The organism is Bradyrhizobium archetypum, assembly GCF_013114835.1.
Taxonomy (GTDB): domain Bacteria; phylum Pseudomonadota; class Alphaproteobacteria; order Rhizobiales; family Xanthobacteraceae; genus Bradyrhizobium; species Bradyrhizobium archetypum.
The window spans coordinates 565,676-591,728 of record NZ_JAAVLW010000004.1 but is presented as its reverse complement, the minus strand read 5'-3'; the positions used below and the strand labels follow the sequence as shown (position 1 = coordinate 591,728).

Below are 26,053 nucleotides of genomic sequence, written 5' to 3'. Positions count from 1 at the left end.
CGGCGGCAAGTTTCCATGCGCTTGCTCGACCCTCGCTTCCGAGCCAAGCCTTCGCTCGCGAGCGTCCGCCGATCCCCACTGAGATAAAACTCCAAGAACGGCCAGTACGCAGACCGCTAACTGCCCTGTTTTCATCCTAAGCTCCCTTTCCCCTACTGACGTTGGATATCAAACCTGAGCAACCAAGAAGGCGCACGTACGAAACAAATTTCCAAAGCAAAATCATGTGCGCTGCCGAAGCAAGCGACAGCATGCGAATAACCGCTGTCGACGCGACTCCATAGTTCACGTCGCTGCATGCCTTCTTAGCACGCCCGGGCCGTGAATTCACACTCGAAGTGCTGGAGCTCGAGAACGCCTATAAGGCGCGCTACGTGGTGGAGCAGCACGATCTACGGCCGCTATCGCTGAAAGCCAATCAAGCGGATCAAAATTTATCCATCCGGCATAGACCGGCTGACATCGCAGCGAGTTCACGCGACTCGAGCATGCGAACGTCATTTGTGTTTGGTTAGATCGACGCCAGGATGTTTCCGAACGGTACGCCGACGGGGAAAGCTTTTTCGCGCCAATTCCGCCCACCGGACCCGGCTTCTTAGACGCAGGATTTCAGCATACTGCTCGGCAAGACCACAATCGATCCCGGCATCTTCGGCCTTCTTGGAAATGATCTGTTGCATCTGATCCATCCGGTTCGGACACCAAAGTTGGCGACCTAAGCCGTTAGTAAGCTTAAGTTTGTTTTAGGTTCAGATATCGGCTCTTCGTCTGCAGATGAACGCTCCGCTGCCCTAGCTTGAGCCGGCCAAGATAGTCGAGTGTCGTGACGGGCATATGAATCAATTCACGTCCGGGGCCAGATGACCACGCCGGCATGTCGACTTCTTCGTCGACACTCCTCTCCGGCAAACGCAAGAGCTTCGCGCCGAGCCAAGACAAGACGCCTGTACGCCTTATAATCGCCTTGCCCAAATGATGCGATGCGATAAGGTATTCAACCTGATCGCACATTTAAATCATTTGACGGCCAATACTTTTGAGTGGGGCGACTTTTAATGTCGGAAATGGCCAAACGAACCTCCGACGCGAGTGTCAGGATGGCGAGCGTTGCGCCTGTAGGGGGAGCGATCAAACGGTTGATTGACATCATTGTCGCGGCAGGCGGGATCGGGCTTTTGCTACCGCTCCTTGTTTTCTGTGCGGCCGGAACATTCCTGGCCTCAGGAGGATCAATTATCGCTCGCTATCGGAGGGTCGGCTTCCGCGGTCGTGCTTTTGATTGTTTGAAATTCGAGACCTCGGCATCGAAATCAACTCGCCGGCTACACCGTTGCTTGAGCGCGGATTCCGCTGCCCGCGAACTAAGTGAAACCGAAAAAAGACCGGATGAACCGCGCGTCACACGTTTAGGGGCCGTATTTCGCAAGGCTGGTCTCGATGAACTGCCGCAGATCTTCAACGTGCTGCGGGGTGACATGAGCATCGTGGGCCCGCAGCCCATCAGCGATGACGAAATCGATCATTATGCCGATGAAGCAGCGGCCTATCTGGCGTGCAGGCCAGGCATTACTGGACTTTGGCGGGTTACCGGCCAGGCGAGGTATAGCGAGCGAGTTAGCTGCGATTGCGCTTATGCCAAGGGCTGGTCGCTGTTGTTGGACGCCAGGATCACGATTTCAACCTTGTTCGCCATGCTGGAGCCGACATCGGTGCGGCCAGGAGCGATTTTCTTCGACAGATTCTTCACGCACAAAGAAGAGCAGAAGTGATAAAATCCATCGAAGCTTGGATTTGGCAATCAGGTGCGATCTAAGACAACGATGGATTGCTTGCCTCATCGCGCCGCGAGAACCTGATAACATCAATGAAGCGGGTCTGAAGGCGACCAATTTTCTTTACCCCCGCAACGAGCGTTTCGGAACGGATAGCGGAGCTTCAAGCTGCCTTCCGGGAGCGGCTTCTAGTGATCACGCCGCTTGCGTGATGTCGCCGCGCAGCGACCTGGCATCCTCGGCGGCGATGACCCGTTTCTTTGCCGTGAAGGTACCGACCTTTTCTGCTATAGCTTCGTGGTACTTTACTCTGGTCGAATCGGCGAGAGTTCGTCGATCCCCTCAGAATATCCGAGGATCTGCGACAATGTTTCGATTTTTCACGCGTGCGCCAGCCATCAACTTCAAGGCGCGGTCTCCAGAGCGGGACCTCGAAGTGGATCGTCTCAGAGCTGGAGCGATCTTTCGTGCGATCGAAGATGCACTTCAGGCAGCCAAGGCCGAGCACGCTGGCCTAACCGCACGCGTCGACGAAGTACTCGCACTAGCTGCGGTTACTTTTGGGAATGACACGGACGAATATCTCACGCGTGACGCTGAAGATAGCCGGAATCAGGACAACCTCGGTGCCGAGATTGCTAACGGGCAGCGACGGTTAAGCGAGCTTGCGCAAACCATCGGCCACTTCCAGTTCTTAAGAACGGCACTCCTCACCAGGTTCCCCGATTTCAACCTGGCAAACACGACACCGGCTCAATCGCGCGACCGACAGCCTAAGTCTCACTAGCGCTGTTCTCAAAAGCGAATGCCGCGATGGATTGGATTCTCCCCCATGTCTATCGCCGCGCAGCCAGCATCACAGTGGGAACGACTGGACTGATCTGCCGCCGAAAAAACTGGATTGGGTTGGACTGCTTTTTGGCTCCATCTCGGTCGGGCTTGGGATCAAGGAATTGAAAAGGTGGCAGCTACCTGCGTTTCGTTTTTGGCTGCTTTTCAGGGATCCCGATGCAGGTCGTAAATCCGTCAGTCTCGCGTGCGACAAGTCCGCACGGCACGGCCTTTACGATCTTGGTTGAAACGCCATCCGGACCTACCGTGGCTAATCCTGGACCGCTACTCACCGTCGGCAATGTGCCGGCAGAATATGGAGCTGGCGGAGTACTAGGCGGCGCGTGTGCCCCGTTGGGCGGCGATTGGCTTGCCTGGGGTGCTGGAGCGGCGTTGAATGGCGCCGCCGTCGGCTGTGGTTCAGTTGCGGGCGGAAGACCGGGAAGCGGCGGGGGATGGCCTATTACGCCGCCTGGCGTCACGGGCGACTGCTGCGCCAACACCGCCGGTGATGACAGGGCCACCGCCAGGGCCGCAACAAAGCCCCTCCGCATTGAAGCCTCCTGAGCTTTCTAAATGCCGATCCTAGCTTCAGGCCTTTTCTGAGACAATGACAAGTTAGACTGCCTTTGCCGTTTGCCTCAAATCGGAGCCGGCTTGGGCGCGTTATCTTGGCTGGCCGGGTGCAGGTTTGCGCTTGGCTTTCAACGCAGACAAGGCGAGCGTGACCCGCGTCTGGTGCCACGTCCCTGCACTCTCGGGCTGTAACGTCCGCCGCTGTCCTGACGGGCCTATCGTGACGAAGCAAAGCCATGGTCGAAAGAAGGTTGGAACTGCCCCGCAGGGAAACGCCAGGCAATCACCGCTAACGGTCCCTCTACGTCACGCTCATGCGCCTGACATCGGATCCTAGCGGGAGGCATTCCCGTCCGTTATGGCCAGCCTCACTGCGTCAAAGGGTACGGAGCACCTAAAAAGCCATTCGTTAAATAACCCTTCGTTAATGGCTGCCAGATTAAATTCGCCTGTATCGCAGTGCAACAATTCTGGGCACCGCGATCAGGCTCCAGGGGGCTCAGGTGGAACTGCTAATCGCTGCCTTTCTGGTCGGGGTTTTCTTTGGTGTTTACTGCAACGTCTTGATCCTGGTCCCCGTCACGCTGGCCACAATCATTGCCGGCGGTGTTGCCGCCGCGTCGCACGGCCAAACCCTGTCCGGGGCGCTGTTGGCCATTCTCGTTCCGCCGATCGCCCTTCAGGGCGGCTACATGATGGGGCTGACCAGCCGCGACCTCCTGAGCCAGCTTCTTTCGCGGCTGCACCTCGTACCCTCCAAACGTGTTTAGGCTCAAAGCCGTTAGGCAGCCGGTAGCGCCAAGCACGCTCGCCAAAACGCTTAGGGACCGGCCGGGCAGCCCGCCTAACCGCCAAAACTGCAAGTTAAAATAGGAGCCGGAAGGTCTTCGCGCTCTGCTAGAGATTTGATGTCCGAGGCCGAAGTGACTTTCCTAGGCTCGGGTCAACGCAGCGCTCTCACCTTGCCCTGCTGTGCACTGGGGATCTTGAAATCCTCGATCCTGCCACCGGCCTTCAAAGCGGAAACCAGCCATCGGGGCTGTTTACCGCGTCCGGACCAGGTTTCGGATGGCACCGCCGGATTCCGGTATTTTGGGAAAACCCTGGGATAGTGGCGCCGAGGAGTCTTGCGACCTGCTTTGGTTGATTTTACATCGACGGCAACCGATGCCTGCGCGATTTTTCCGCGATTGAGTTGGACCAGCCGGTTTTCAAGCTGGCGCTTCTCCGCAATAATCCGCTTGGACAGGATTGCGGTGAGTTGCTCGTGGAGAGACCACAGATCATCAAGAGGCATCGCCTCAAGTTCCAACTTTTCCATGGGTTCCAACAATTTTTCCGATTCGCGTTTACGATAACATATAATCTATTATCCGACGTTCAACCGCGTTCGCACCCTCCCTGTCAGCGCAGTCTGCGCCTTTGGATGCGACAGGGTCAAGCCGGTAACGACCGGGCCGGCAGCTATTTCTGGTTGCAGACCGGGCCACGGCGCTGTGATCGTAGTGTTTCGCGCGATCCAGAAAGAGCCAAGTTCGTTCTGAAGCCCCTCGACGGCCAATTTTGACTCGCACCCTCTGCGACTATGGTCGGCGCGCGCCCGATCCCTTTGTTGCTGAGTGCGTGTAGGTTCTTGCGCCGCGCCGGCCGGCTACCAGAACAGGTTGAGCGATGCGCCAGAAGTTCATCCAGGTGCTGACAAAGATAAAACCGAACCCGCCGCAGGTTGTTCAGGAGCCGGACTCGAATATCAATCTGAGATTGAAGCCGATCGCTGGTAGGTAGATCGGCTAACAACGAGCGATAGCCAGATCGTGTGGATCGAAGCTGACCACTTGATCAGGACTCAGCAAAACTGTGCTGCCAGATTCCAATCGGCCGGTCGCCGCAAGAATAGCAACATTAATCTCGATCACCCATTATCCTCGCCAAATCCATGAAAAATTTACGGTTTCTTCACCAGCGCGCCAAACAGACGTTGAAATTTACGCTTTTGATAGTTCCGCAATATTGAATCTAATTATTAGATCGAGGTGGGACATGCCCCGGCGCAAAGCTCCAGGTTTCGTTGAACTGGACCACATGCATTGTCGCGCGATTTGCGACGAGATCGGTGAACGGCTCGGTCAAATATTGAAGCCCGAAGTATCGGCGCTACCACCGCGTCTGCTTGCTCTCTTGGACGAGCTCAAGCAGATGGAAACGGGCAACTACGGCCAGTTGCAGCACGCGCCCTCAATCGTACCCTCCATCGACGATCTCTCTTCCCAGCAAGACCGTCCGGCCGTTCGTCCTTACGAAGCCTTGAACTGAGCTGGTGCTACCTGCCACCAATCCCCTATCAGCCTATGGCGTCGCTGGAGTTGAGTTGAGAGATCGTCGAACGGCCTCCTTCGAAGGAATTGCGCTCTCGATCTTGCTTACTGCCATTGCGCCATTCCGCGCGTCAGCCTCGCCGCAAAATCGGTAAATCGATGCGGATTGTTCCTGGCGCGGGCGCTTTCCTTCGCACTCCCGCTGCGTGTCCACTGATCCAGCAGGCCTCGCCGATGGCATCGCCCAATACCCACAATTGAGCGTGATACCGTTTCGCGAGGCCCCTCTCTTGTTGCCAAGATCCGCTGGCGACCTCCTTTAGTCTTTCCAAAGCTTTTGCGACACGCTCAGGCGCCGCTTGATCTTTAAGCTGGTAGTGGGAGTTGAATCCCTGGTGAGCTCACGGGTGGCTTCCTCAGTGCCAGCTCGACGGCCTTTCTCAAAATACGATCTGGCGCTGCAAAACACCGCGACGATGAGCGCCACGTTTAAACCACCCACCACTACGAGGAATTCCACAGCCAATCCCTGAGGACGTTGAATACGCCAAATAAATTTAACATGACACGGTCAATGAAATCGTAAGTTCTTCGATGCAGCTCAACAGATCGAGCAACCGAGCCGCTAGCTTTAAGCGGATTAAATACCCTTCTATTCGGACCCTCGTAGTTGTGCCGCAAATTGCACAGGCCAAGTAAGCGCGATCCGGTGGCTCGGATTTTCTGATTGTACAATTCTCCTGATACCGACGAGGGCACCACTTAAGGTTGACAATCGCCGAATCTAACCGCAAAATGCGGCCGGTTGATTATTGTTGCAACCTAACTCTGATTTAAATTACCCCTGACTGCTGTAGTTTTTAGTGTTCGTGAACATTCGGGCATCTCGAACCATGCGTTCGAGCGGATAGTCTCGCGAGCACCCCCTGGCGCCGAACATTTGGAGCGCCTGGTTCGTGACCGTGTTGGCCGTCTCGGACGCGATGATCTTTGCCTGCGCGGCGAGAAGTGGATCCGGAAACGGATCCGCGCTGACCGCAGCCTGATGAAGCGACAGCCGCGCTGCGTTGAGCGCCACCGCCATGTCGGCCAGCATCCACTGCAGGGACTGCGTCAGTCGAACCAATGAATCAGGCTGATGCTGATCGCGAGCAGGAGCATGAGCGACAGCGTTACAGCCGCCGTCACCCGACTCCCGACAGTGGCGAGAACCCGAATGTCGACGTTAAGACCGAGCGCAGCCATTGAAACGACGGTGAGGAAGCCGGTGATGGCGGTCAGCGGGCCGATCACCGGCGCCGGCACGACATCGAGCGAACGGAGGGCGGCGAGCACGAGGAAGCCGAGGATGAACCAGGGTACAAGTCGGAAGAAGCCGATCTTGGGCTCACTGCGGATGGTCTTACTGCGGACGCCGCCCTGCAAACGCGGGGCGAGCAACGAAAGTCCCACCACGACCGGCCCCAGCATCAGCACGCGCACCAACTTCACCAACGTACCGATCTGCGTGCTCACGAGCCCCGCAGGTACGGTTGCGGCAAGCACCTGCGGAACCGCGTAGACCGTAAGGCCCGCCAGAATTCCATATTGCGTCGCCGACAATTGCAGCAGCGGGATAAGCAGCGGAAGTCCGAGCACCATCATCACACCGAGTATCGCGGTAAAAGAGATCGATGATGCAATATCGTCGCCATCGGCTCCGATGACCGGCGCGACCGCTGCAATCGCCGAATTCCCGCAGATGGAATTGCCGCAGGCGATCAGGATCGAGAGCCGCGTCGACAGACCGAGCAATCGGCCGAGCCCGAAGCTGAGGCCCAAGGTCGCGACGACAGTGGCCGCAATCGCGCCAAGCAAAGCGACGCCGGAGGCCGTGATCGCGGCAAAGCTGACGGACGCTCCAAGCAGCATCACGGCCACTTCGAGTAGCTGCTTGGCGCTGAAGGCAATGCCCGCCTGCCAGCGCTCGGGCGGCCGCCAAAAGTTGCGCACGGCCATGCCGAGCAGGATCGCCAGTACCAACGCCTCCACATAGGGGTGAGCGAACAACCCCCGTTCGGCGGCTTCAAGAGCGGCTGAGATGCCGGCGACGGCGATGCAAAGCAGAACGCCGGGAACGAGAGCTGCAAGACGGGTTACGCTGATCGCCGATCGATTTCCGGGAGCGGTGGATTCCTCGTCCTGCGGCACGAATTTCTCCTGAGGGAGAAGAATTCATGCGTCAGACCGCGATAATTGGGTAATATATTTTCGATCTGACCCAATAGAGGGAAGTTATGTCCTTGAACCTGCACTTGCTGCGCCTGTTCACCACGGTGGTGAGAACCGGAAGCTTCTCGCGCGCAGCCGATGCGCTCCACATCAGCCAACCGGCGATCTCGAAGGGCGTGCGGGATTTCGAGCTTCAGGTCGGCTGCCGTCTGCTCGACCGGACGCCGAAGGGCGTACGGCCGACGCGAGAGGGACAGGCGCTGGCGCGGCATGCGGAGGCGTTGTTTGCGGCCGAGCGCGCCGCTGAGGATGAATTGTTGTCGCTGCGCAATCTCGACGGCGGATCGTTGCGCATCGGCGCATCCACCACGATTGCGACCTACATGATATCGGATTATCTCGGGACGTTTCACCGGAAACACCCCGGGATCGATCTGCATCTCGTGATCGCGAACACCAGGGATATCGCCGATCTCATGCTGGCGCATGATATCGAGATCGCGCTGGTCGAGGGCCCGGTCGAAGATGATGAACTCGAGAGCCGTGCCTGGCGCACCGACGTGATGAGCCTGATCGTCGATCCACCGCACCGCTTCGCAGGCGCCAAGCGCGGGATCGAGGGCGCGGCGCTCTGCGACGAGACCCTGATCGTGCGAGAGCCCGGCTCCGGATCGCGCGAGGTGGTGGCGCAGGCAATGGCTGCTGAAGGAATCGAACCCAGGCGCACGCTGGAGATCGGCAGCACCGAGGCGATCAAGCAGGCGGTCGCCGCCGGCCTTGGCGTCGCTATCGTCTCCAGCGCCACCATTTCCGATCAAGTTACGCTTGGCCGGCTCAAGGTCGTGCAGATGCGCGACCTGCAGATTGAGCGCACGCTGTGGCAACTGAAGGTACCGGGGCGAATAGAAATCCCCGCAGCAGCCGCGTTCGAACGGATCATCTGGCAGGACAAGCCGTTTGCGGAGGTGGCCTAGAAGATCAGGGCTTTGGCGACGGCCGCGACGCGGCTGAAACCGTCAAAAACGCCCGGCTCGAAGAAGATCGCGCGGGCGAGTACAATGGCCCCGACCAGCGACCAGAACAGGCCGGTGCCCGTCCACAACAGATATTTGGACGCACGCGAAACCGGCCTCGCCTCCCCTCCGGGGGCCAAGCGCTCGCCAAACGGCTCATATCGCAAGCGTTCCATTCCGTGGCCAATGCATTGATCTCAGGACAAATGTCGTCCGTTCGGACGGCTGGCGCAATGGAAGTGATTTGCTTTTTCGGACCATGGAGGGAAAGCATATTTCCGTCGGGAGCGGCTGCGGAATGAGCTTTTTCTGCGTTGGGTCTACCGACGTCGAAGCGTCAATCCAGGCCTCCGATCAGGACGCCTGCGGTGCCCTGGAAGGCGCCATAACTACAAGCACGTGGTAATGCCGCCATCGACGTACAGCGTATGCCCGTTGACGAAGGACGATGCGTCGCCCGACAGAAAAACGGCCGCGCCAATCAGCTCGTCCACATTGCCCCAGCGGCCGGCCGGAGTCCGATTTTCCAGCCATGCCGAAAAGGTAGCATCGTCGGCCAATGCCTGGTTCAAGTCTTGAAGTAACCCGGCGCGATCGCATTGATCTGCAGGCCGTGCTTCGCCCAATCGGCGCACATGCCGCGGGTCAGGTTCTTGATCGCTCCCTTGGTTGCGGTATAGGGCGCAATGCCGGGACGAGCCAGTTCGCTCTGGACCGATGCGATGTTGATGATCTTGCCCCTGCCGCGCGGGATCATGTGCTTTGCAACGGCCTGACCGACGTAGAAGGCGCTCGAGACGTTGGTCCTGAGCAATTGCTCCCACTTCTCTGCGGGAAAATCCTCCAGGGAGGTGCGAAACTGCATGCCGGCGTTGTTGACGAGAATGTCGATCGCGCCGACCGTTCGCTCGATCGTGGCGACGCCCTCGCGAACATCCTCGGCGACCGTCACGTCGAAACCGGCCACCGAAACCGTGTGCCCGCCAGCGGTCAGGCTCGCTGCGGCAGCCTCCAGCTTGTTGCGCTCGCGCCCGTTCAGGACCACGGAGGCGCCATGCCCGGCGAGCCCTCGCGCGATGGCAAGCCCGATCCCCTGGGACGATCCAGTGACAAGCGCGCGCTTGCCGGCGAGGTTGAACAGTTCAAATGCCACGGCGTGATCTTCCCCATGCGTGCGGTTTGAAGCTACCGTCCGAGCCTCTTCCTGCCATTTGCCAGTCGGACGCGAAGGAGCGGATTCGAAATGGACGTAGAAGTACCCTACCCCACGCCGGAGCCAAAATGATATTCGATACCTTCCGCTACGTTCGCCCTCGTTTACCGAACCTTCATTTGCGCCGCCGGAGTCCGGTCAACCTCGGAGGCAACATCGGCAATGATCTCGCGTAACCACAGAAGTGCACGATCCAGGTGAAAGGACGCCGGCCACTGAAGGGCTTCTCGGAAGGCGGGAATGCGAACCGGCGCACGCACCAGCTTCATCGGAAAGTTTCCCGCAAAGATCACAACGAGGCGACGATGCATTGTCGCAAAATCATCTGTTCATCGGGCTGGTTGCGTCATCTCAAATTTCGCTTCCTATCCGATGTGCGCCTGCTAACATCGGCACAAACAGCAACGGAACTCGGCGCATGGCGATTGCAAAGCCGCTGAAGACCAGCGATGGCCGCTTTGCCTACGAAGCGGCCGGCACACCGGGTGGAACGCCGCTGGTCTTTCTTCACGGTATCGGCGGCGCGGCGCGCGCATGGCGGCATCAACTGAATTTTTTTGGTGATCGCTACTACGCGATTGCCTGGGACATGCCCGGCTATGGCGGCTCTGCACCGCTGACGAGCGTGAGTATCGCGACCCTCGCCGGCGCCCTGAACCAATTCCTGGGCGAGTTTAACAGCAGCGCCAAACCGGTCCTGGTGGGACACTCGATCGGAGGCATGATCGTTCAGCAATGGCTTTGGGACAATCCCGTCGCGGCTCAAGCTGCCGTCCTGGCTCAGACCAGCCCCGCCTTTGGCAAGCCCGATGGCGACTGGCAAAAATCCTTCATCGACGCCCGTCTCGGCCCATTGGATCGTGGTCAAACCTTGGCCTCGCTTGCTCGATCGCTCGTCAGCGAACTGATCGGAGATCATCCGGATCCAGCCGGCATAGACCTCGCGCACGACTGTATGGCGAGTGTTCCCGACGCGACCTATCGCGCCACTGTACGCGCCTTGATCGGATTTGACCTCCGTCACGCCTTGAAGAAGATCGTAATACCGACCCTTGTGCTATCCGGCTCCAAGGACAACAACGCGCCTGCCCCGATGATGGCGAAGACGGCCACCTATGTGCCGTCCTCTACCTATGTTGAGATCGAAGGAGCCGGACATCTCGTCAACCTCGAGCAGCCGGACAAGTTCAACGCCGCGCTCGACGGGTTTCTGAGCACAATCGGCATGGCGGAACGGAAGTCAGCATGATGACGGCACAGGTCAGCAAGAATGGCGCAGGACTGAACGGGGTCAAGCTCGATGCGCCGATCTTTGATCCGATCGCGTTTCGATTGAGCGACGAGCAAGCCGCCATCATCGCCCGCGCCCGCGAGCTCGGACAGTCCGTGTTTGCACAGCGGGCCACAGCGTACGATCGCGAGGCCACCTTCCCGACCGAAAATTACCGGGATCTGCATCGTGCCGGCCTGCTTGGCATCTCGATCCCGAAGGCGCATGGCGGGCTCGGCGCCGACTACCAGACCTACGCGCTCGCCGCGGCTGAGATCGGCCGCTATTGTGGCGCGACGGCGCTGACCTGGAACATGCATGTATGCTCGACATTGTGGTCCGGCCCGCTCGCCGACGATCTCGACATGGATGCTCAAACGCGCACCGAGCATGAACGCCGGCGTGCCATCCACTACAAGCGCATCGTCGAGGATGGCGCGATCTATTCGCAGCCATTTTCGGAAGGCGGCGCGGCTGCGGCTGGCGGCGTGGCATTTGGCACTGAGGCGAAGCCGGTCAAGGGCGGCTGGGTCGTCAACGGCAAGAAGATCTTTGCCTCACTCTCCGGTCATGCCGACTATTATGGTGTGCTCTGCACCGAGATCGCGGAAGGCGAAAAGGCCTCGCGACGCAATACGCTCTACCTCGCGCTTCCTGCCGGAGCCGATGGCGTCTCGGTGGTTGGCGATTGGGACCCGCTTGGCATGCGCGGCACGGTATCGCGTACCCTGCTGTTCAAGGACGTGTTCGTCGACGAGGGCGCTGCGCTGATGCCGCGCGGCGTCTACTTCCAGGCGGCGCAGCGCTGGCCCCACATGTTTCTGACGCTGTCGCCGACCTATATGGGTCTGGCCCAAGCGGCCTATGATTTCACCGTACGCTATTTGCGCGGCGAGATGCCCGGGACGCCGCCGGTGAAGCGGCGGATGTATCCGACCAAGCAGATTGCGGTTGCGCAGATGCAGATCAAGCTGGAGCAGATCAAGGCAATCTGGTTTCAGGCGATCACCGAAGCCTGCGCCAACCCCAGCAAGGAGCAGGTGCTGCGCGCCTATGCCGCGCAATACTCGGTCATGGAGGGCGCCAACGAGATCGCAACTCTGGCGATCCGCACCTGCGGCGGCCAGGCGATGCTGAAATCTTTGCCGCTCGAGCGTATCTATCGCGACAGCCGCTGCGGCTCGCTGATGCTGCCCTGGACAGCCGAGCTTTGCCTCGACCGAATTGGTCGCGAGGCGCTTTACGAGGCCGGTGAAACGGACGACTGATGTGGACCTCTCAAGCCTGATCGAGCGCAATGCGGCCTTTGCGCCGGACAAGCCCGCGCTTCACTTTGAAGACACGACGCTGAGCTATTCCGCTTTGGTGGCACGCATCGAACAGGCCGCTCGCGCCATGAAATCCGCGCTTGGGGTCGGCCGCGGCGATCGCGTTGCGATCCTGAGCCTGAACCGGCCCGACTACCTTGTGCTGCTCTACGCCTGCGCGCGGTTGGGCGCAATGTTGGTGCCGCTGAATTGGCGGCTCGCGGTCGCAGAGCAGCAGTTCATCCTGTCGGATGCCGCGGCAAAGGTGCTGGTGCTGGAACAGGCCTTTGCCGCAGTCTTGCCGACGCTTGAAAAGAACCTGCCGAAGATGGCGGTCGTCGGCTTTGACTTCAAACCGCAACGTGGCAGCACTTTGGATGCGCTGCTGGCGCAAGCTGGCGGCGACGGACGCAACCCGCACGTTGGCCTCACCTGCCCGCTGCTGGTCGTCTATACGTCAGGGACCACGGGCCGGCCGAAAGGCGCCGTGCTGCGTCAGGAGGCGCTGCTGTGGAACGGAGTTATGAGCCAGCACATGCACGGCCTCACCTCCGACGATCACATCCTGACGGTGCTCCCTTTCTTCCATGTTGGCGGCCTCAATATCCAGACTACGCCGGCGCTGCAGCACGGCGCAACGGTGACGATCCATTCGCGCTTTACGCCCGACGCGACGCTGGCCTGCTTCGCGCACGAGCGGCCGACGCTGACCGTGCTGGTCCCGGCAACCATTCAGGCCGTGACCGAGCATCCCGGCTGGGCAACCACCGATTTGTCGTCGCTGAAAGCGATCTCGACCGGCTCCACCATCGTGCCGCCACATCTGATTGAACGCTTTGTCGCGCGCGGCGTACCGGTGCTCCAGGTCTATGGCTCGACTGAGACATGCCCGATCGCCATCTATACCCGCCTCGGCGGCGATCTCTCCCGGCAAGGCTCGACCGGCCTGCCTGGCCTGTGCTGCGAAGCCGCCATCATCGACGACAGCGGCAATGAACTGCCGGCGGAAACGACGGGCGAGATCGCAGTGCGCGGTCTGAACGTCTTCTTCGAATACTGGGGAAACCAGGAAGCCACGCGCGAGGCGCTTCATGACGGCTGGTATCGCACCGGCGATATCGGCCGCCGCGATGCGGACGGCTATTTCTGGGTGCACGACCGCAAGAAGAACCTGATCATCTCAGGCGGCGAGAACGTCTATCCGGCCGAGGTCGAACGCGTGCTGCTGGAGCACCCCGATGTCGCCGAATGCGGGGTGATTGGCCGCGCCGATGCGCGCTGGGATGAGGTGCCTGTCGCCTACGTGATCCGTCGAAAAGACAGTTCTGTCGATGCGGCCGCCTTGCAGGCGCATGTCCAATTGCAGCTCGCGCGCTTCAAAGTGCCGCGCGAGATCGTCTTCGTCGAGGATCTGCCGCGAACCGCACTTGGCAAAGTTCAGCATTTCAGGCTGAAGCAGATCGACGCAGAAGCGCACACGCGGGGAGATGTCGCTTGAAGGTCGCAGTGTTGGGCGGAGGCAATGGGTCGTTTGCCGCGGCGGGCGACTTCGCGCTGCAGAACCATGAAGTGCGCTTGTGGCGACGTGATGCGAGCCAGGTCGCGGCGCAACGCGCCGAAGGTTCGCGCATACTCGTCAAGGACGTGAATGGTCGGCACGACGTAAAACTGGCGCTGGTGACGACGGACCTTGCCGAGGCGGTACGCGATGCCGAGCTGATCCTCTGCCCCACACCGGCGTTCGCGCAAGCGGACATCGCTAGACAATTAGGGCCGCATCTTCGCGATGGACAAGTGGTGTTCCTGCCGCCGGCTACCTTCGGCTCAATGATCTTTGCGCGCGCCGCCTACGACGCCGGCAATCGCGCCGACGTCAGCTTTGCCGAGACCGGCACCTTGCCCTGGTTGACGCGCAAGCACGGCCCGTTCGAAGTCGCGATCACCATCCGTGCCAAGCGATTGCCGGTCGGGGTATTTCCACTGGCCAATGCCGATCATGCCCTTGCTGTGATCAGCCGCGCATTTCCCGGCGTAATCGAGCCGTGTGGCGATGCGCTGTCGGGCGCGCTGATGAATGCCGGCCCGATCATTCATCCGCCCCTGATCGTCATGAACGCCGGCCCCATCGAGCACTTCGAGCGCTGGGACATTCACAAGGAGGGAACGCAGCGCGCGATCCGTCGTGTGACGGACGCCCTTGACGCCGAACGCATCGCCGTCCGCGAGGCTCTGGGCTACGGCGCTCCGCATTTCCCCCTGGCGCACCATTATGCCAAGGAAGGCGAGATTTGGATGTACGGCCGCGGCTCGCACGACCGCCTCACCGATTCCGGCGACTGGCGCGAGCAACTGATGCTGACCGAGCACCGCTACATGCGAGAAGATTTGCGGTTGGGACTATCCTTTCTGATCTCGGTTGCAGAGCTCGCCGGTGTCGCTACTCCGCTCGCGAGATCCTTTCTTGCGATTGGCGGAGCGATCTGCGGTGAGGATTTCATGAAGACCGGTCGTACGCTGACAAGCCTCGGCCTGGGCAGCCTGCACCGCGCAGAGCTGCAGACCTTGTTGCGGAAAGGGTTTGGCGGATGACAGCAAGCCCCACCATCGCTTGCCTCGGGGCCGGACGCATGGGGCGCGGAATTGCGATTGCCTTTGCCTATGCCGGCCACACCGTCGCCATGGTCGATGTCAAGGCGGGACGGTCTACCGAGCAGTTCCAGAAGCTCAAAGCCGAGGCGCTCAATGAAGTCAGCAAGACACTCGCAAGTCTGACCCGGATCGGAATGCTGAAGGAAGGCGAGGCGAACACCGTAATTTCGCGTGTCTCGGTCGTCCCTGCGAGCGCCGGTGTGGCTGCGCTCGCCGAGGCTGGCATCGTGTTCGAGGGTGTGCCGGAGGTGGTCGACCTCAAACGCGAGGTGTTGGGTACGGCCTCCAAGGCCGTTGGCCCCAACGTCATCATCGCTTCGACCACGTCGACCATCCTGGTCGATGATCTCTCGGGCGCTATTGAACACCCTGGCCGTTTCCTCAATGTGCATTGGCTCAATCCGGCCTATCTGATCCCGCTGGTCGAGATTTCTCCGGGAAAAGCTACCGAGTCCGACACCACCGCGCGCGTCAAGGCCCTGCTGGAAGGCATCGGCAAGGTGCCGGTGGTATGCGCGGCAACACCTGGTTTTATCGTGCCGCGCATCCAGGCGCTCGCCATGAACGAGGCCGCGCGCATGGTGGAGGAAGGCGTCGCCAGCGCGGAAGACATCGACAAGGCGATCCGCTACGGCTTCGGCTTTCGCTATGCGGTGCTGGGACTGCTCGAGTTTATTGACTGGGGCGGCGGCGACATTCTGTATTACGCCAGCCGCTATCTCGAAGGTGCACTCGGAAGCGACCGTTACCGTGCGCCGGAGATCATCTCGAACAATATGCGCGACGGCCGGATCGGCCTGCGCACCGGCGCGGGCTTCCTCGACTACTCCGGTCTCGATGTAGACGAGTATCGCGAGAAGCGCCTGGCGGAATTGGCCGACATGCTGCGGCATTTCCGCTTGGCGCGGCCACCGGTGCTCTAGCTCATTATTTGATCAGGTTCGGCCCGATGCTGCGTTGACCAAAATATCGAAAACAACCCCATGCAAAGTAGCCGTCAACGGCCGGCGTAGCAGGCGATCGACTGAACTTAATCTCATTGGACCCCCTAGCCGAAAACGTCCTGCAGCACGCCTTCGCGTACGACCGCGACACCATCGAGTTCGATCGTCGTGCCCATGATCGGCAGGTCGAAATGACCTGCGGTATAGCGTCCCGCAAACTCGTTGGCTCCCGTCGAAAACAGGAAATTGCCGGAGACGGCACGTAGCTCGGTACCGTTGGTGTCGCGCTGGTCGTACATCGACAGCGCCTCATAGCGGGCGCCGGGGTTCATGCCGAAGCCGACATGCGATACGGCATAGGCCTCCCGATCACCCCACGCCGCGAGGTAGGCCCGCATCATAGCGGCATCGGCGCCCTCGCCTTCAAGATCGACGACGTAGTCGTCCTTCAATGTCATTTTGACGGGCGACGCCAGATAGCGCTTGAACGTGAGATTGATGTCGCCAGCCGCCATCACCAGCGTGCCATTGACGGTACCGCTTTTCGGAAAGCTGACGACGATGCCGCCCGGCCAGTGGGCAAGCGTGCCGGGCTTGTCGGTCCACCCCCAAACGCCCACGGTCGAGGCGCCGACCATGTCGACATCGAGCGCAGTGCCTGCCTTCGACGTGACACGCATCCGCTTGGTTCCGCGCAGCATCTTAGCCGCCGCGCGCACGCGCTTCTCAAGCGCGGTGTCCGGCACCATGCGCTCCAGCGCCTCGGGATGTTCGTTGGATATCACCAGAATGCGCGCGCCAGCTTTCAGGATTTCTGGCGTCTCCGGTGCATGCATCAAGCCTTCGATGGTGCAGTCGACCACAAAACCTGCCTGCTGTAGCGCCGTCACGACCGGAACCAGCCGTTGGATTGCCTCGCTCGCACCGGTGGACCGGATCGGCACGACCTGCTTGTTGCGCGGCGTCGGCACCACCACATGGAACGGCCGCGCGCCCATGCGCAACAGCGACAACTCCGCCAGGTGCACATTGAGCGCACGGGATTGGCTTTCCGACAGGATCGCAGCCGTGTCGCCGGCCTTCACCGCGCAGCGTTCAAACACCTGGCAAAACGCGTCGATCCATTTCGCTTCGATGCGGTCGGCGAACATACTGTTTCTCCTAGGCTTCAGGGAATCCGCGCAACAGATAGGATCGCACCAGTTCAAGTAGACCGTTCAGGATCAGGCCGACAAGCGAAATCGTGATCAGCGGCACGAACATATCGACGGCCTGGAAGGTCCGCGCCGCGGTCACGAGCGCATGACCGAGGCCGTCGGTCGAGGTGATCATCTCGGCGAGGAACACGACGATGCAGGAGATGACGAGACCGATGCGGCAACCGGTCAGGATCGAGGGCGCTGCGGCTGGCAGCACCACTTTGAATAGGATCTCGCGGGGCGGCGTACCCGCTGCCATCGCCGACCAGATCAGCTTCTGTTCGACAGTCGAAGCGCCGTAATAGGTGGCAAGCAGGATCGGAAACAAGGCATCGAACGTCACCAGCAGGATCTTGGACTGGTGGCCGAAGCCGACCAGCAGCAGCAGGGCTGGATACAGCGCGACCTTCGGTAGCGGTGCCAACACCCGCACGATCGGCCGCACCACGGCGTTGACGGCCGGGTTGACCGCCGCCGCAAGGCCGATCGTCACGCCGAGGACAGTTGCAATCGAGAATCCCGCAAACAGCCGAAACAAGGTGGCCGCGATCTCCTGCTGGAACGTCGTGCTCAACAATTGCTGCGCCATCCGCGAGAACACCTGGCCGGGCGGCGGCAGCAGCGTGACCGGTGCGTAACCGAACGAGACCAGCGCCTGCCACAGCGCGACCAGCAGCACGATCGGAATCATGCCGAGAAGCAGGTCCGAGGTAATGGCGCGCCCATTCATGAAAAGCTCAGCGGGATATCGAACTGCGGCTCCGACCAACGCACGAGGCGAGCGCGCAGCCGCTCGAACAGGGCATCGAGGACAATGCCCATCGCGCCAACGATGATAATCATCGCAAACACGGTGTCGTACTGCCCCATGTCGAGCGCGTTGAACAGGATGTTGCCCGCGCCAGACTGGCGGGCGATCATTTCGCTGGTGATCATGGTAATCAGCGCCAATACCAGCCCGGTGCGGCAGCCAGTCAAAATCTCCGGCAACGCCGCGGGCAGCACGATGCGCACAAGGCGCTGCACGGCCGAAAGACCCATCGCAGCGCCGGACCACAGCATCTTCTCCTCAACGGCCTTGGCACCTTCAAAGCTGTGATAGATCACGGGCAGACTGACACCGAGAAAGATTACCAGCGTTTTCGAGAGGTCACCGACACCGAGCCACAGCATGATGATCGGCATCAGCGCGGCCTTCGGCACCGGATAGATCACCATCAGCAGGGGATTGAAGAACGACGCGACCGCGCGGCTGCGACCCATCAAAAGTCCGAGCGGGATCGAGATCACCACCGCAGCGGCAAACCCGATCGCCATGCGGCGGAGCGATGCGCCAAAATTGACCAGCGAATCCTTGTCACCGAGGACAGCGGGGATTGCACGTATCGCTTCAAGTGCCGTCGGAAAACTGTCATTCTTCAGCGCCAGCGACGCCAGTTGCCAGGCGACAAGCAGACCGAGGCAGGCCAATAATGGTGCGATCCGCCGGATCATCACCGCTACTCACCTTCGCCGGAATCGTCGAACATACGCTCGATCTCCACGATGTATTTCTGATAGCGCGGATCGAGCAGCAGTTCGGTGCGGCGGCGCGGACGCGGCAGATCGATCTCGATGATCTCGCGGATACGGCCGGGCGAACGCGTCATCATCACGACCTTGTCGGAGAGGAACACCGCCTCCTCGACCGAATGGGTGACGAACAGCACGGTCTTGCGGTCGCGTTCCCAGATATTGAGCAGGTCGTTCTGCAACCGCGTGCGCGTGTGCGCGTCAAGCGCGCCGAATGGCTCATCCATCAGGAGCACCTCGGGATGGTAGGCCAGCGTGCGTGCCAATGCGACGCGCTGCTTCATGCCGCCGGACAGTTCCTTCGGATAGAAATCCTCAAAACCCTTCAACCCGACCATCTCGATGAGGGCCCGGCTCTGCGCCTCGGCCTCAGCATGCTTGATCCCCTGCTGCCGTGGACCATACATCACGTTGCCAAGCACGCTCTTCCAGGGGAATAGCGCGAATTCCTGGAACACCGGCCCGCGGTCGGGACCGGGACCGGTAATCGCCCGACCCTTCATCTTTGCGGCGCCCCTGGTCGGCCGCACGAAACCACCGACGATATAAAGCAGCGTCGATTTTCCGCAGCCGGAGGGACCGAGGATAGAAACGAAGGCACCATCCTGGATCGTCAGTGAGATATCCGACAGCGCCAGATGATCCTGACGCGCCGAGGTCTGGAACACCTGCGAAACCTGATTGATTTCGATCATGGTACCGGGTGGATTGTACGCTGCCACTCCACCGCGCGGTTCCGATCCTGATGGCAAAAACGTCACTCCAGCATCTCTCGCCGGTCTGGCATCGTGGATGCTGCTAGCATAGCCGAAGACCGAGGCACATGGCGATGCGGCGTCTGGTCAACGGTGGGGACTCTCGTCAAACCACGGCCATTCCGCCGCACCATCATGGGTCACCGCGCCGCCCGGTGCCTGGCCAACCAGCTTTGCATATTTTGCGAGCGCTCCTGCCCGATGCCGCGGCGGACGGGGTCTCCAGGCTCGACGTCGCTCCGCAAGTTCGCGCTCGTCGACCAATAGATCCATGCACCGCGCGGCAGCGTCGATCCTGATGCGGTCGCCGTCGTGCACCAGCGCCAAAGGACCTCCCACGAAGGATTCCGGCGAGACATAGCCGATGCACATACCGCGCGTGGCGCCGGAAAACCGGCCATCGGTGATGAGCGCCACCTTCTCGCCCATGCCCTGGCCATAGATCAACGCGGTGACGCCGAGCATCTCGCGCATGCCGGGACCACCAGCCGGACCTTCGTTGCGGATGACGAGTACCTCGCCCGCCGCGTAGCTCCGGTTACGAACCGCCTCAACGCAACTCTCCTCGTCCTCGAACACGCGAGCGGCGCCTTCGAACACGAGGCTCTTCAAGCCGGCAACCTTGATGACCGCGCCATCGGGACAGAGATTGCCCTTCAATACGGCAACGCCGCCATCGGGCATGATCGGCTTGCTTGGCGAAAAAATGATCTCGCCATCCGGAGCATTTGCGCTGCCATATTCTTCGGTCAGGGTCCGTCCGGTGACGGTCAGGCAACTTCCGTCGATATGGCCGCTTTCGACTAGGGCGCGGATAACCACCGCGGTGCCGCCAATATCATAGACGTCCTTCGCCGTATATTTGCCACCCGGACGCAGATTGCCGATCAACGGGGTACGCGCGAACACCTTACCGACATCATCCATGGTGAAGGCAATTCCAGCCTCGTTCGCAATGGCCGGCAAATGCAGCGCAGCGTTGGTCGAGCCTCCCGTCGCGGCCACAATGGCCGCGCCATTCTCCAGTGAACTGCGCGTCACGATTTCGCGCGGCGTCGGGCCGCCGCGCTCCAGCATTTGCATCACGAGCCTGCCGGCCCCGCGCGCGACATGCGCCCGTTCCGGGTAGATGCCGGGGATCATCGAGACATTTGGAATCGTCAGTCCCATCGCTTCCGACACCATCGCCATGGTGTTGGCGGTGAACTGCCCCGCACAGGCTCCGATGGTCGGAAGGCAAGTGCGCTCGATGCCTTCGAGAGTAGCCTTGTCCACTTCTCCCGTCATGTAGCCGCCCACCGCCTCATAGGAATCCAGCACAGTGAGCGTCCGCCCCGCGAAGCGGCCAGGCAGCGCGCTGCCGCCATAGATGAAAATCGACGGGACGTTGCAACGGACCATTCCCATCATGACGCCGGGGAGCGTCTTGTCGCAACCACCGAATCCAATCAGGCCGTCATAGGCAAGCCCATGCACAACCGCCTCGATCGAGTCAGCGATCAATTCGCGGGAGAACAGCGAGAACTTCATACCCTCATGGTTCATGCTGATGCCGTCGGAGACCGAGACGGTGGTAAACTCCCGTGGCGTGCCGCCGGCCGTGGCAATCCCCTCCTTCGCGGCCGCGACCTGGAAATCATGCGTCATGTTGCAGGGTGTCTGCTCGCCCTTCATGCTGACCACTCCGATCATAGGCCTGGCGATGGCCTCGTCATCGAGCCCCATTGCACGCATGAAGGCACGGTGCGGCGCCCGATCGAGACCTTCGACGGTCACGCGAGAGCGCCACCTCTTCATACGACTGCTCCCTTTTGCGGCCGGAGGCTACTCCAGCGGCGCAACGATGGTCGGATGCTTGAATTGGCCCGCATCAAGTTTTGGCAGCATTCCGGTCTCGGCATAGATGTCGAGCATCTTCTGGATCGCCGGGAAATTCGGCGCCGCGCCGGGATCGCGACCGAAGTCGTTGTCCTTGAGCAGATAGCTATCGAGCACCGCGACCGGCGCCTTCAGCACCTCGGAAACGACTTTGAGCGTTTCCTCGCGGTTGGCCAGCGCCTTCTTCATGCCGGAGGTGATGTCCCGCACATAGGCTTTTACAGCTTCCGGATTCTTGTCCACGAAATCGGCACGGCAAGCTTCCAGGATATGTACAATGTTGGGCATGGCCTGCGAGAGCGAGAACAGCTTGCGCGTGCCCCCCTTGGCTTCTGCCCGCGCCGCGAAGGGCTGGTTCAGGTTGACGGCATCAACCCTGCCCTGCCGCAGCGCGTCCTCCGATACGGCGAAACCGACCTCGACCAGCTTGATATCCTTGGCCGGATCTACGCCGTTCTGTTTCAGCAGCATGTTAAACGGCCCCTGCGTGCCGCCGCCGATCACGGAAATCCCGACGGTCTTCCCCTTGAGATCGGCGATCGACTTGATCGGCGAATCGTCCTTGACAGCCCAGTAGACCGAGAAACCGCCCGGCTTCTCGAAGACGTGCTGAGCGATGATGTAGGCCTTTAAATTGCCGCCGACGACGCCATTGGACAGCGACAGGGGCGCCTGCGTCGCACAGTCGAGCGCGCCCGCCGCCAGTGCCTGCGTCATCGGCGCCGTTCCCTGGAATTGGGTCCATTCAATGTTGTAGGTCTTGCCGAGATTCGGAAATTCGGTGGGCCGCCGCATCATCCAGTATTTCGATTCCTCCGCGGGAATCGTCCAGCCGACGCGGATGGTCTGCTGCGCCTGCGCGGCATTCGCGGTTGCGAGCAGGCAGGATGCCCCGGCAACCATCAGCAACGTGAAGTGACGCATATTACCTCCGTTACAAGACCATCTGTCCTGCAAATGTTTCACGGTTCAAATGATGAGACAAGTGCTCCGCAATCGTAGATTTTGGCGGCCTCATCACGTAGAGAGGACACAGATCTCAGGAAGCCGCAGGGAAATCGAGGGAAAGCACGGGCGAGATGGACGGATCGGCACCATGACGGCGCGGATATCCGAGCAGCAGCGGCAAGGCATGCCGGGCGCCATCTGGGCCATCGGCTTCGTCTCGATGCTGATGGATATTTCTTCGGAGATGATCCACGCGCTTCTGCCCATTTACATGATGACGGTCCTCGGGACATCGGCACTTGCGGTCGGCTTCATCGAAGGCATCGCTGAAGCGACGGCGGCGATCACCAAGGTGTTTTCCGGAGCGCTCAGTGACTGGCTCGGCAAACGAAAATTTCTTGCCGTACTGGGCTACGGCCTTGCTGCGCTGACGAAGCCGGTGTTTCCGCTTGCCGCTTCGCTCGAATGGTTGATCGCCGCGCGCTTCGTCGATCGCGTGGGCAAGGGTATACGCGGCGCGCCGCGCGATGCACTCGTCGCCGATATCGCGCCGCCGCATTTGCGTGGCGCCAGCTTCGGCCTGCGCCAGTCGCTGGATACCGTGGGCGCCTTCACCGGCCCGCTCCTCGCCATCGGCCTGATGTGGCTGACGGCCAATCATTTCCAGGCCGTGTTCTGGGTGGCTACCCTGCCCGCATTCCTGGCGGTCGTCGTGCTGGTCATCGCGGTCAAGGAGCCAAAGCGGCCGGAGGGCATGCGTGATGTCCGCATGCCCCTGCAGTATTCCGAGATCGCACGCCTGGGCAGCGGCTATGGCCGGGTCCTCGCCGTAGCGACGGTCTTTACGCTCGCCCGCTTCAGTGAAGCATTCCTGGTTCTGCGCGCCCAACCGGACGGCCTCGCTCTCATGCTCATTCCGGCCGTTCTCGTCGTCATGAACATTGCCTACGCGCTGTCGGCCTATCCGGTTGGCGCCTTGTCGGACCGGGTCGACCGGGTCACGGTTCTGCTGGCGGGCATCCTGCTGCTCATCGCCGCCGACGTCGTTCTCGCGCTCCTGCCGGGCGTCGACGGCCTGATGATCGGGACTGTATTATGGGGCCTGCATATGGGGTTCACCCAAGGTTCATTCGCGGCATTGATCGCCGATACAGCGCCGCCGGAATTGCGCGGCACGGCTTTCGGCGTATTCAATCTCGTCACGGGACTGGCCCTGCTGCTCGCCAGCATCGTGGCCGGGCTATTGTGGGACAGGATCGGCCCGCAAGGCACCTTCCTCGCCGGCGCCGCCTTTGCACTCGTCGCGCTGCTCGGCTTGATGGCGATGCAATCCAGGGAGCGCACCGATTCCTGAAGCAAAGCCAGCGGTTGGCCTGACTTACTATCCATCACGCCACTTCACGCACGGATAATTTCGGCTCGAAGATGGTCTCGGATGCCACGAAGCTTGAGTGCCTTTTCGTCTCGTTGCCGGCAATAGTTGTTCCGGCGTTTTGGCGTCGCACGGCAGCGGTCCTGGCGGTCCCTCTGCGATAGGCGAAGCGACATGTCACGCTATCAAGGTTTTCATCCGTGCGGCGAAAACGCCGCCCGCGGAACTCGAGCCATTTTTCGATCCGGAGCATCGTCAAACGTCCCAGGCCATGTTGTCGTAGCAGATCGCGCGTCGTGCGAAGCGAACGTTCGGGCAAATGCGGTTCCGTCACGCCGTCCGTTCTTTGGCGGACATGAAGATCTTGCGAGCTCGGGAGGATGGGCATGCGACAGTTTCTTTCTCGAACGCGATGGACGCGGAGGCGGGCAGAACCGTCATCGCCGTCAAGCTCGGCTCGGGCGCCGAAACATGAAATGCGATCGGCTTTTTCCGTTGAACGGACACAACTTTTACGTTAGCCAGCCGTCATGGGAGAAGCCGGCTACAGCGGGCGGGATGGCTTTGCTTCGTCACTGTCCGTGTCACGGGCGGCATCGGAAGCAGCCTGGGCAATTGCGGTAAAGTGCGTTGCACCGGATGAAGAACCGCGAACACGATGGCTGCCTCATCCAGATTTCGCGCCGCTGAAGGACGGACTATCGTCCGGAGAGATCGCAATCTGGCTGGCGGCGGTCACCCCGCCCCTGAAAGGCCTTGCGTCCGGACCAACTGCGCTTGTCCTCGAGCAAGCTGCAACGGTGCTTGACAGGCACGAGAATGACCGCCTGACGCGGCTGGTGCATGCTGCCGATCGACGCAGTTATCTGGCCGCGCATGCAGGAGCTCGCCTGATGCTTGGGCGCGCGCTGGATCGCTCCCCGGACGAGTTGCGGTTCAGCTCGGTCACGAACCACAAACCCGCCCTCCTTGCCGACACGGAGGAGCAAATCGACTTCAGCCTCAGCCATGCCAGGGTATTGTGGCGGTAGCAATGGCGCGCACGCCAATCGGCGTAGACGTCGAGCCGCTGCGCGAGATCGAGCATCTCGACTCGATGTACGATCTGGTTCTGGCCGCAGAGGAGCAGGCGATCCTGCGGAAAACTCCGAGAGAATTTCACTCACGGCTGTTTCTTCGCTACTGGACCCTGAAGGAAGCCTTGCTCAAGGCAGCCGGACTGGGCTTCGCCGTTTCACCGAATACGGTGGTGATCGATGCGGGTCCAGCGCCGGCGGTGCTGGCCGTCCCCGCCGCGCTCGGATCCGTCACGCAGTGGCGGCTGATCGCTTCGCTCAGGCCTACGCAATAAGCTCGCGCCGCGAGATCGTCCGAACCAGAGCCTCGGCAATTTCCTGAGAACGTATGGCGAGAACGGAGAGCAACGTGTCGATCACCTCGTGAGATGCTTCCGAATAACCCTGCAGATGGATCTGCGGGCGAAACAAAGGGCTGGTTATCAGTCGGTAGTTGCGGTCCAACCTGCCGTCGAGAATGTAGCGCCGAATCGGCGCCAGGAAAGCGTGCGGGCTCTCCCTGTCATAGCCGGTCGCGAGGATGATGGCATCATAGGTGCAACGACGTTCACTGCCGCCGAATTCATCTACGGTTCGGAAATCGATACCATCCGGCGCGCAGTGTTGAACATCCGCGATCTGGCTTCTCGGATAGAGCGAGATCTCGGCCGTGCCGGCAACGCGCTGCTGGTAGAGCAGCCGATACAACTGATCGAGCAGGTCGGTGTCGATGACGGCATAGTTGGTATTTCGGAAGTTGCGAACGATTGCGCCACTCGTCAGGCTGCGCGAAAATGAAGTCCGTGTAGTCCGGGTTGAAAATCTCGTTCACAAACGGGCTGCTGTCGGACGGCTTCAAGGCATGGCCGCGAAAGATCAGATCAATTCTCGCATCCGAAAATCGACGTCGTAGGTCGACCGTTACCTCTGTCGCGCTCTGCCCTCTCCCGATCACGGCAACGCGCGCCGCCTTTGCTTCGAGGCCGACGGTCTCGATCTCGTCGAGATAGCGGATTGAATGAATCACCTCTGAGTCGCCGGCAGCGCCCTGAAAGATCGGCGGAACATAAGGTGACCCGCCTGCCGCCACCACCAGATTTTTCGCAAGGCGGATTGTTTCGCCGCCGGCAAGCGTTCGCGAATGGACCCGCAACGACGTCACCGCCTGCCCGG

26 protein-coding genes and 2 pseudogenes are annotated in these 26,053 nt (G+C 60.6%); 13 read left to right on the top strand and 15 right to left on the bottom strand.

Features of this window, described 5'->3' with window-relative positions:
- Positions 1-497 precede the first annotated feature (497 nt).
- Positions 498-680, bottom strand: a complete 183-nt coding sequence (locus HCN50_RS15545) for a hypothetical protein (protein WP_171710520.1) — start codon at positions 678-680, stop codon at positions 498-500.
- A gap of 375 nt (positions 681-1,055) precedes the next feature.
- On the opposite strand from HCN50_RS15545, the gene HCN50_RS15540 reads away from it, so the two are divergent.
- The 3 genes from HCN50_RS15540 to HCN50_RS15530 all read left to right on the top strand — a co-directional run bounded on the left by HCN50_RS15540 (position 1,056) and on the right by HCN50_RS15530 (position 3,949).
- On the top strand, positions 1,056-1,769 hold the full coding sequence (locus tag HCN50_RS15540; RefSeq protein ID WP_235976977.1) for a sugar transferase: 714 nt from the start codon (positions 1,056-1,058) through the stop codon (positions 1,767-1,769).
- Positions 1,770-2,139: 370 nt separating this feature from the next.
- Positions 2,140-2,559, top strand: coding sequence for a hypothetical protein (locus HCN50_RS15535; RefSeq protein WP_171710519.1), 420 nt, complete (start codon positions 2,140-2,142; stop codon positions 2,557-2,559).
- Positions 2,560-3,682: 1,123 nt separating this feature from the next.
- A complete protein-coding gene (locus HCN50_RS15530; protein WP_171710518.1) occupies positions 3,683-3,949 on the top strand; it encodes a hypothetical protein in 267 nt (88 codons plus the stop codon).
- Positions 3,950-4,122: 173 nt separating this feature from the next.
- On the opposite strand, the gene HCN50_RS15525 is transcribed toward HCN50_RS15530, so the two are convergent.
- Positions 4,123-4,500: an H-NS histone family protein gene (locus HCN50_RS15525; RefSeq protein ID WP_171710676.1), complete on the bottom strand. Its 378-nt coding sequence runs from the start codon at positions 4,498-4,500 to the stop codon at positions 4,123-4,125.
- Positions 4,501-5,036: 536 nt separating this feature from the next.
- Between HCN50_RS15525 and HCN50_RS15520 the strand changes: the two genes are divergently transcribed.
- Positions 5,037-5,492 carry a hypothetical protein gene (locus tag HCN50_RS15520; RefSeq protein WP_171710014.1) on the top strand — a complete coding sequence of 152 codons (456 nt, stop codon included), beginning with the start codon at positions 5,037-5,039 and terminating at the stop codon, positions 5,490-5,492.
- An 840-nt stretch (positions 5,493-6,332) separates the two neighbouring features.
- Here the strand turns inward: HCN50_RS15520 and HCN50_RS15515 are convergent.
- Together HCN50_RS15515 and HCN50_RS15510 are read right to left on the bottom strand one after the other, a co-directional pair.
- Positions 6,333-6,620: an acyl-CoA dehydrogenase family protein gene (locus HCN50_RS15515; RefSeq protein ID WP_171710517.1), complete on the bottom strand. Its 288-nt coding sequence runs from the start codon at positions 6,618-6,620 to the stop codon at positions 6,333-6,335.
- Positions 6,608-7,684: a YeiH family protein gene (locus HCN50_RS15510; protein ID WP_171710516.1), complete on the bottom strand. Its 1,077-nt coding sequence runs from the start codon at positions 7,682-7,684 to the stop codon at positions 6,608-6,610. Before HCN50_RS15510 ends, HCN50_RS15515 begins: the two co-directional genes overlap by 13 nt.
- A gap of 86 nt (positions 7,685-7,770) precedes the next feature.
- Here HCN50_RS15510 and HCN50_RS15505 point away from each other — a divergent pair, with 86 nt between their 5' ends.
- Positions 7,771-8,679, top strand: a complete 909-nt coding sequence (locus HCN50_RS15505) for a LysR substrate-binding domain-containing protein (RefSeq protein WP_171710515.1) — start codon at positions 7,771-7,773, stop codon at positions 8,677-8,679.
- Here the strand turns inward: HCN50_RS15505 and HCN50_RS15500 are convergent.
- From HCN50_RS15500 to HCN50_RS15490, 3 genes and pseudogenes are all read right to left on the bottom strand, one after another.
- Positions 8,676-8,894 (bottom strand): hypothetical protein, encoded by a 219-nt coding sequence (locus tag HCN50_RS15500; protein WP_171710514.1) that lies wholly within the window; start codon positions 8,892-8,894, stop codon positions 8,676-8,678. The genes HCN50_RS15505 and HCN50_RS15500 overlap by 4 nt on opposite strands.
- Before the next feature lie 213 nt (positions 8,895-9,107).
- Positions 9,108-9,871, bottom strand: a pseudogene (locus HCN50_RS15495) (SDR family oxidoreductase).
- Between the two features lie 164 nt (positions 9,872-10,035).
- A complete protein-coding gene (locus HCN50_RS15490; protein ID WP_171710513.1) occupies positions 10,036-10,200 on the bottom strand; it encodes a hypothetical protein in 165 nt (54 codons plus the stop codon).
- A 149-nt stretch (positions 10,201-10,349) separates the two neighbouring features.
- On the opposite strand from HCN50_RS15490, the gene HCN50_RS15485 reads away from it, so the two are divergent.
- From HCN50_RS15485 to HCN50_RS15465, 5 genes are read left to right on the top strand one after another with little or no spacing between them, the layout of a single operon-like run.
- Entirely contained in the window at positions 10,350-11,180 is an 831-nt protein-coding gene (locus tag HCN50_RS15485) for an alpha/beta fold hydrolase (protein WP_171710512.1), read from the top strand.
- The gene (locus HCN50_RS15480; protein ID WP_171710675.1) at positions 11,180-12,469 is read left to right on the top strand and encodes an acyl-CoA dehydrogenase family protein; all 1,290 of its coding nucleotides are present in this window, start codon (positions 11,180-11,182) and stop codon (positions 12,467-12,469) included. The genes HCN50_RS15485 and HCN50_RS15480 overlap by 1 nt, the downstream gene beginning before the upstream one ends.
- A 1-nt stretch (position 12,470) precedes the next feature.
- Entirely contained in the window at positions 12,471-14,006 is a 1,536-nt protein-coding gene (locus HCN50_RS15475; protein ID WP_171710674.1) for a class I adenylate-forming enzyme family protein, read from the top strand.
- Positions 14,003-15,097 carry an NAD/NADP-dependent octopine/nopaline dehydrogenase family protein gene (locus HCN50_RS15470; RefSeq protein ID WP_171710511.1) on the top strand — a complete coding sequence of 365 codons (1,095 nt, stop codon included), beginning with the start codon at positions 14,003-14,005 and terminating at the stop codon, positions 15,095-15,097. The genes HCN50_RS15475 and HCN50_RS15470 overlap by 4 nt, the downstream gene beginning before the upstream one ends.
- Positions 15,094-16,080 carry a 3-hydroxybutyryl-CoA dehydrogenase gene (locus HCN50_RS15465; protein ID WP_171710510.1) on the top strand — a complete coding sequence of 329 codons (987 nt, stop codon included), beginning with the start codon at positions 15,094-15,096 and terminating at the stop codon, positions 16,078-16,080. The genes HCN50_RS15470 and HCN50_RS15465 overlap by 4 nt, the downstream gene beginning before the upstream one ends.
- A gap of 125 nt (positions 16,081-16,205) precedes the next feature.
- On the opposite strand, the gene HCN50_RS15460 is transcribed toward HCN50_RS15465, so the two are convergent.
- The 6 genes from HCN50_RS15460 to HCN50_RS15435 all read right to left on the bottom strand — a co-directional run bounded on the left by HCN50_RS15460 (position 16,206) and on the right by HCN50_RS15435 (position 22,408).
- Positions 16,206-17,252, bottom strand: a complete 1,047-nt coding sequence (locus HCN50_RS15460; protein ID WP_171710509.1) for a 2,5-dihydroxypyridine 5,6-dioxygenase NicX family protein — start codon at positions 17,250-17,252, stop codon at positions 16,206-16,208.
- Between the two features lie 10 nt (positions 17,253-17,262).
- On the bottom strand, positions 17,263-18,030 hold the full coding sequence (locus tag HCN50_RS15455) for an ABC transporter permease (RefSeq protein WP_171710508.1): 768 nt from the start codon (positions 18,028-18,030) through the stop codon (positions 17,263-17,265).
- Positions 18,027-18,794, bottom strand: coding sequence for an ABC transporter permease (locus tag HCN50_RS15450; protein WP_171710507.1), 768 nt, complete (start codon positions 18,792-18,794; stop codon positions 18,027-18,029). Before HCN50_RS15450 ends, HCN50_RS15455 begins: the two co-directional genes overlap by 4 nt.
- Positions 18,795-18,799: 5 nt before the next feature.
- Positions 18,800-19,567: an ABC transporter ATP-binding protein gene (locus HCN50_RS15445; protein ID WP_171710673.1), complete on the bottom strand. Its 768-nt coding sequence runs from the start codon at positions 19,565-19,567 to the stop codon at positions 18,800-18,802.
- A 147-nt stretch (positions 19,568-19,714) separates the two neighbouring features.
- Positions 19,715-21,424 (bottom strand): dihydroxy-acid dehydratase, encoded by a 1,710-nt coding sequence (ilvD, locus tag HCN50_RS15440; protein ID WP_171710506.1) that lies wholly within the window; start codon positions 21,422-21,424, stop codon positions 19,715-19,717.
- Positions 21,425-21,451: 27 nt separating this feature from the next.
- Entirely contained in the window at positions 21,452-22,408 is a 957-nt protein-coding gene (locus HCN50_RS15435; RefSeq protein ID WP_376700292.1) for an ABC transporter substrate-binding protein, read from the bottom strand.
- 193 nt (positions 22,409-22,601) lie between these two features.
- Here HCN50_RS15435 and HCN50_RS15430 point away from each other — a divergent pair, with 193 nt between their 5' ends.
- Positions 22,602-23,807: an MFS transporter gene (locus HCN50_RS15430; protein WP_171710504.1), complete on the top strand. Its 1,206-nt coding sequence runs from the start codon at positions 22,602-22,604 to the stop codon at positions 23,805-23,807.
- A 34-nt stretch (positions 23,808-23,841) separates the two neighbouring features.
- Here the strand turns inward: HCN50_RS15430 and HCN50_RS15425 are convergent, their stop codons facing one another.
- Positions 23,842-24,213 (bottom strand): hypothetical protein, encoded by a 372-nt coding sequence (locus HCN50_RS15425; RefSeq protein WP_171710503.1) that lies wholly within the window; start codon positions 24,211-24,213, stop codon positions 23,842-23,844.
- Positions 24,214-24,355: 142 nt separating this feature from the next.
- On the opposite strand from HCN50_RS15425, the gene HCN50_RS15420 reads away from it, so the two are divergent.
- Together HCN50_RS15420 and HCN50_RS15415 are read left to right on the top strand one after the other, a co-directional pair.
- Positions 24,356-24,856: a 4'-phosphopantetheinyl transferase family protein gene (locus HCN50_RS15420; protein ID WP_171710502.1), complete on the top strand. Its 501-nt coding sequence runs from the start codon at positions 24,356-24,358 to the stop codon at positions 24,854-24,856.
- 2 nt (positions 24,857-24,858) lie between these two features.
- Positions 24,859-25,176 (top strand): 4'-phosphopantetheinyl transferase family protein, encoded by a 318-nt coding sequence (locus tag HCN50_RS15415; RefSeq protein ID WP_171710501.1) that lies wholly within the window; start codon positions 24,859-24,861, stop codon positions 25,174-25,176.
- Here HCN50_RS15415 and HCN50_RS33635 read toward each other — a convergent pair.
- Positions 25,166-26,042: pseudogene (locus HCN50_RS33635) on the bottom strand (SidA/IucD/PvdA family monooxygenase). The gene HCN50_RS15415 and the pseudogene HCN50_RS33635 sit on opposite strands and share 11 nt — an antisense overlap.
- Positions 26,043-26,053 lie beyond the last annotated feature (11 nt).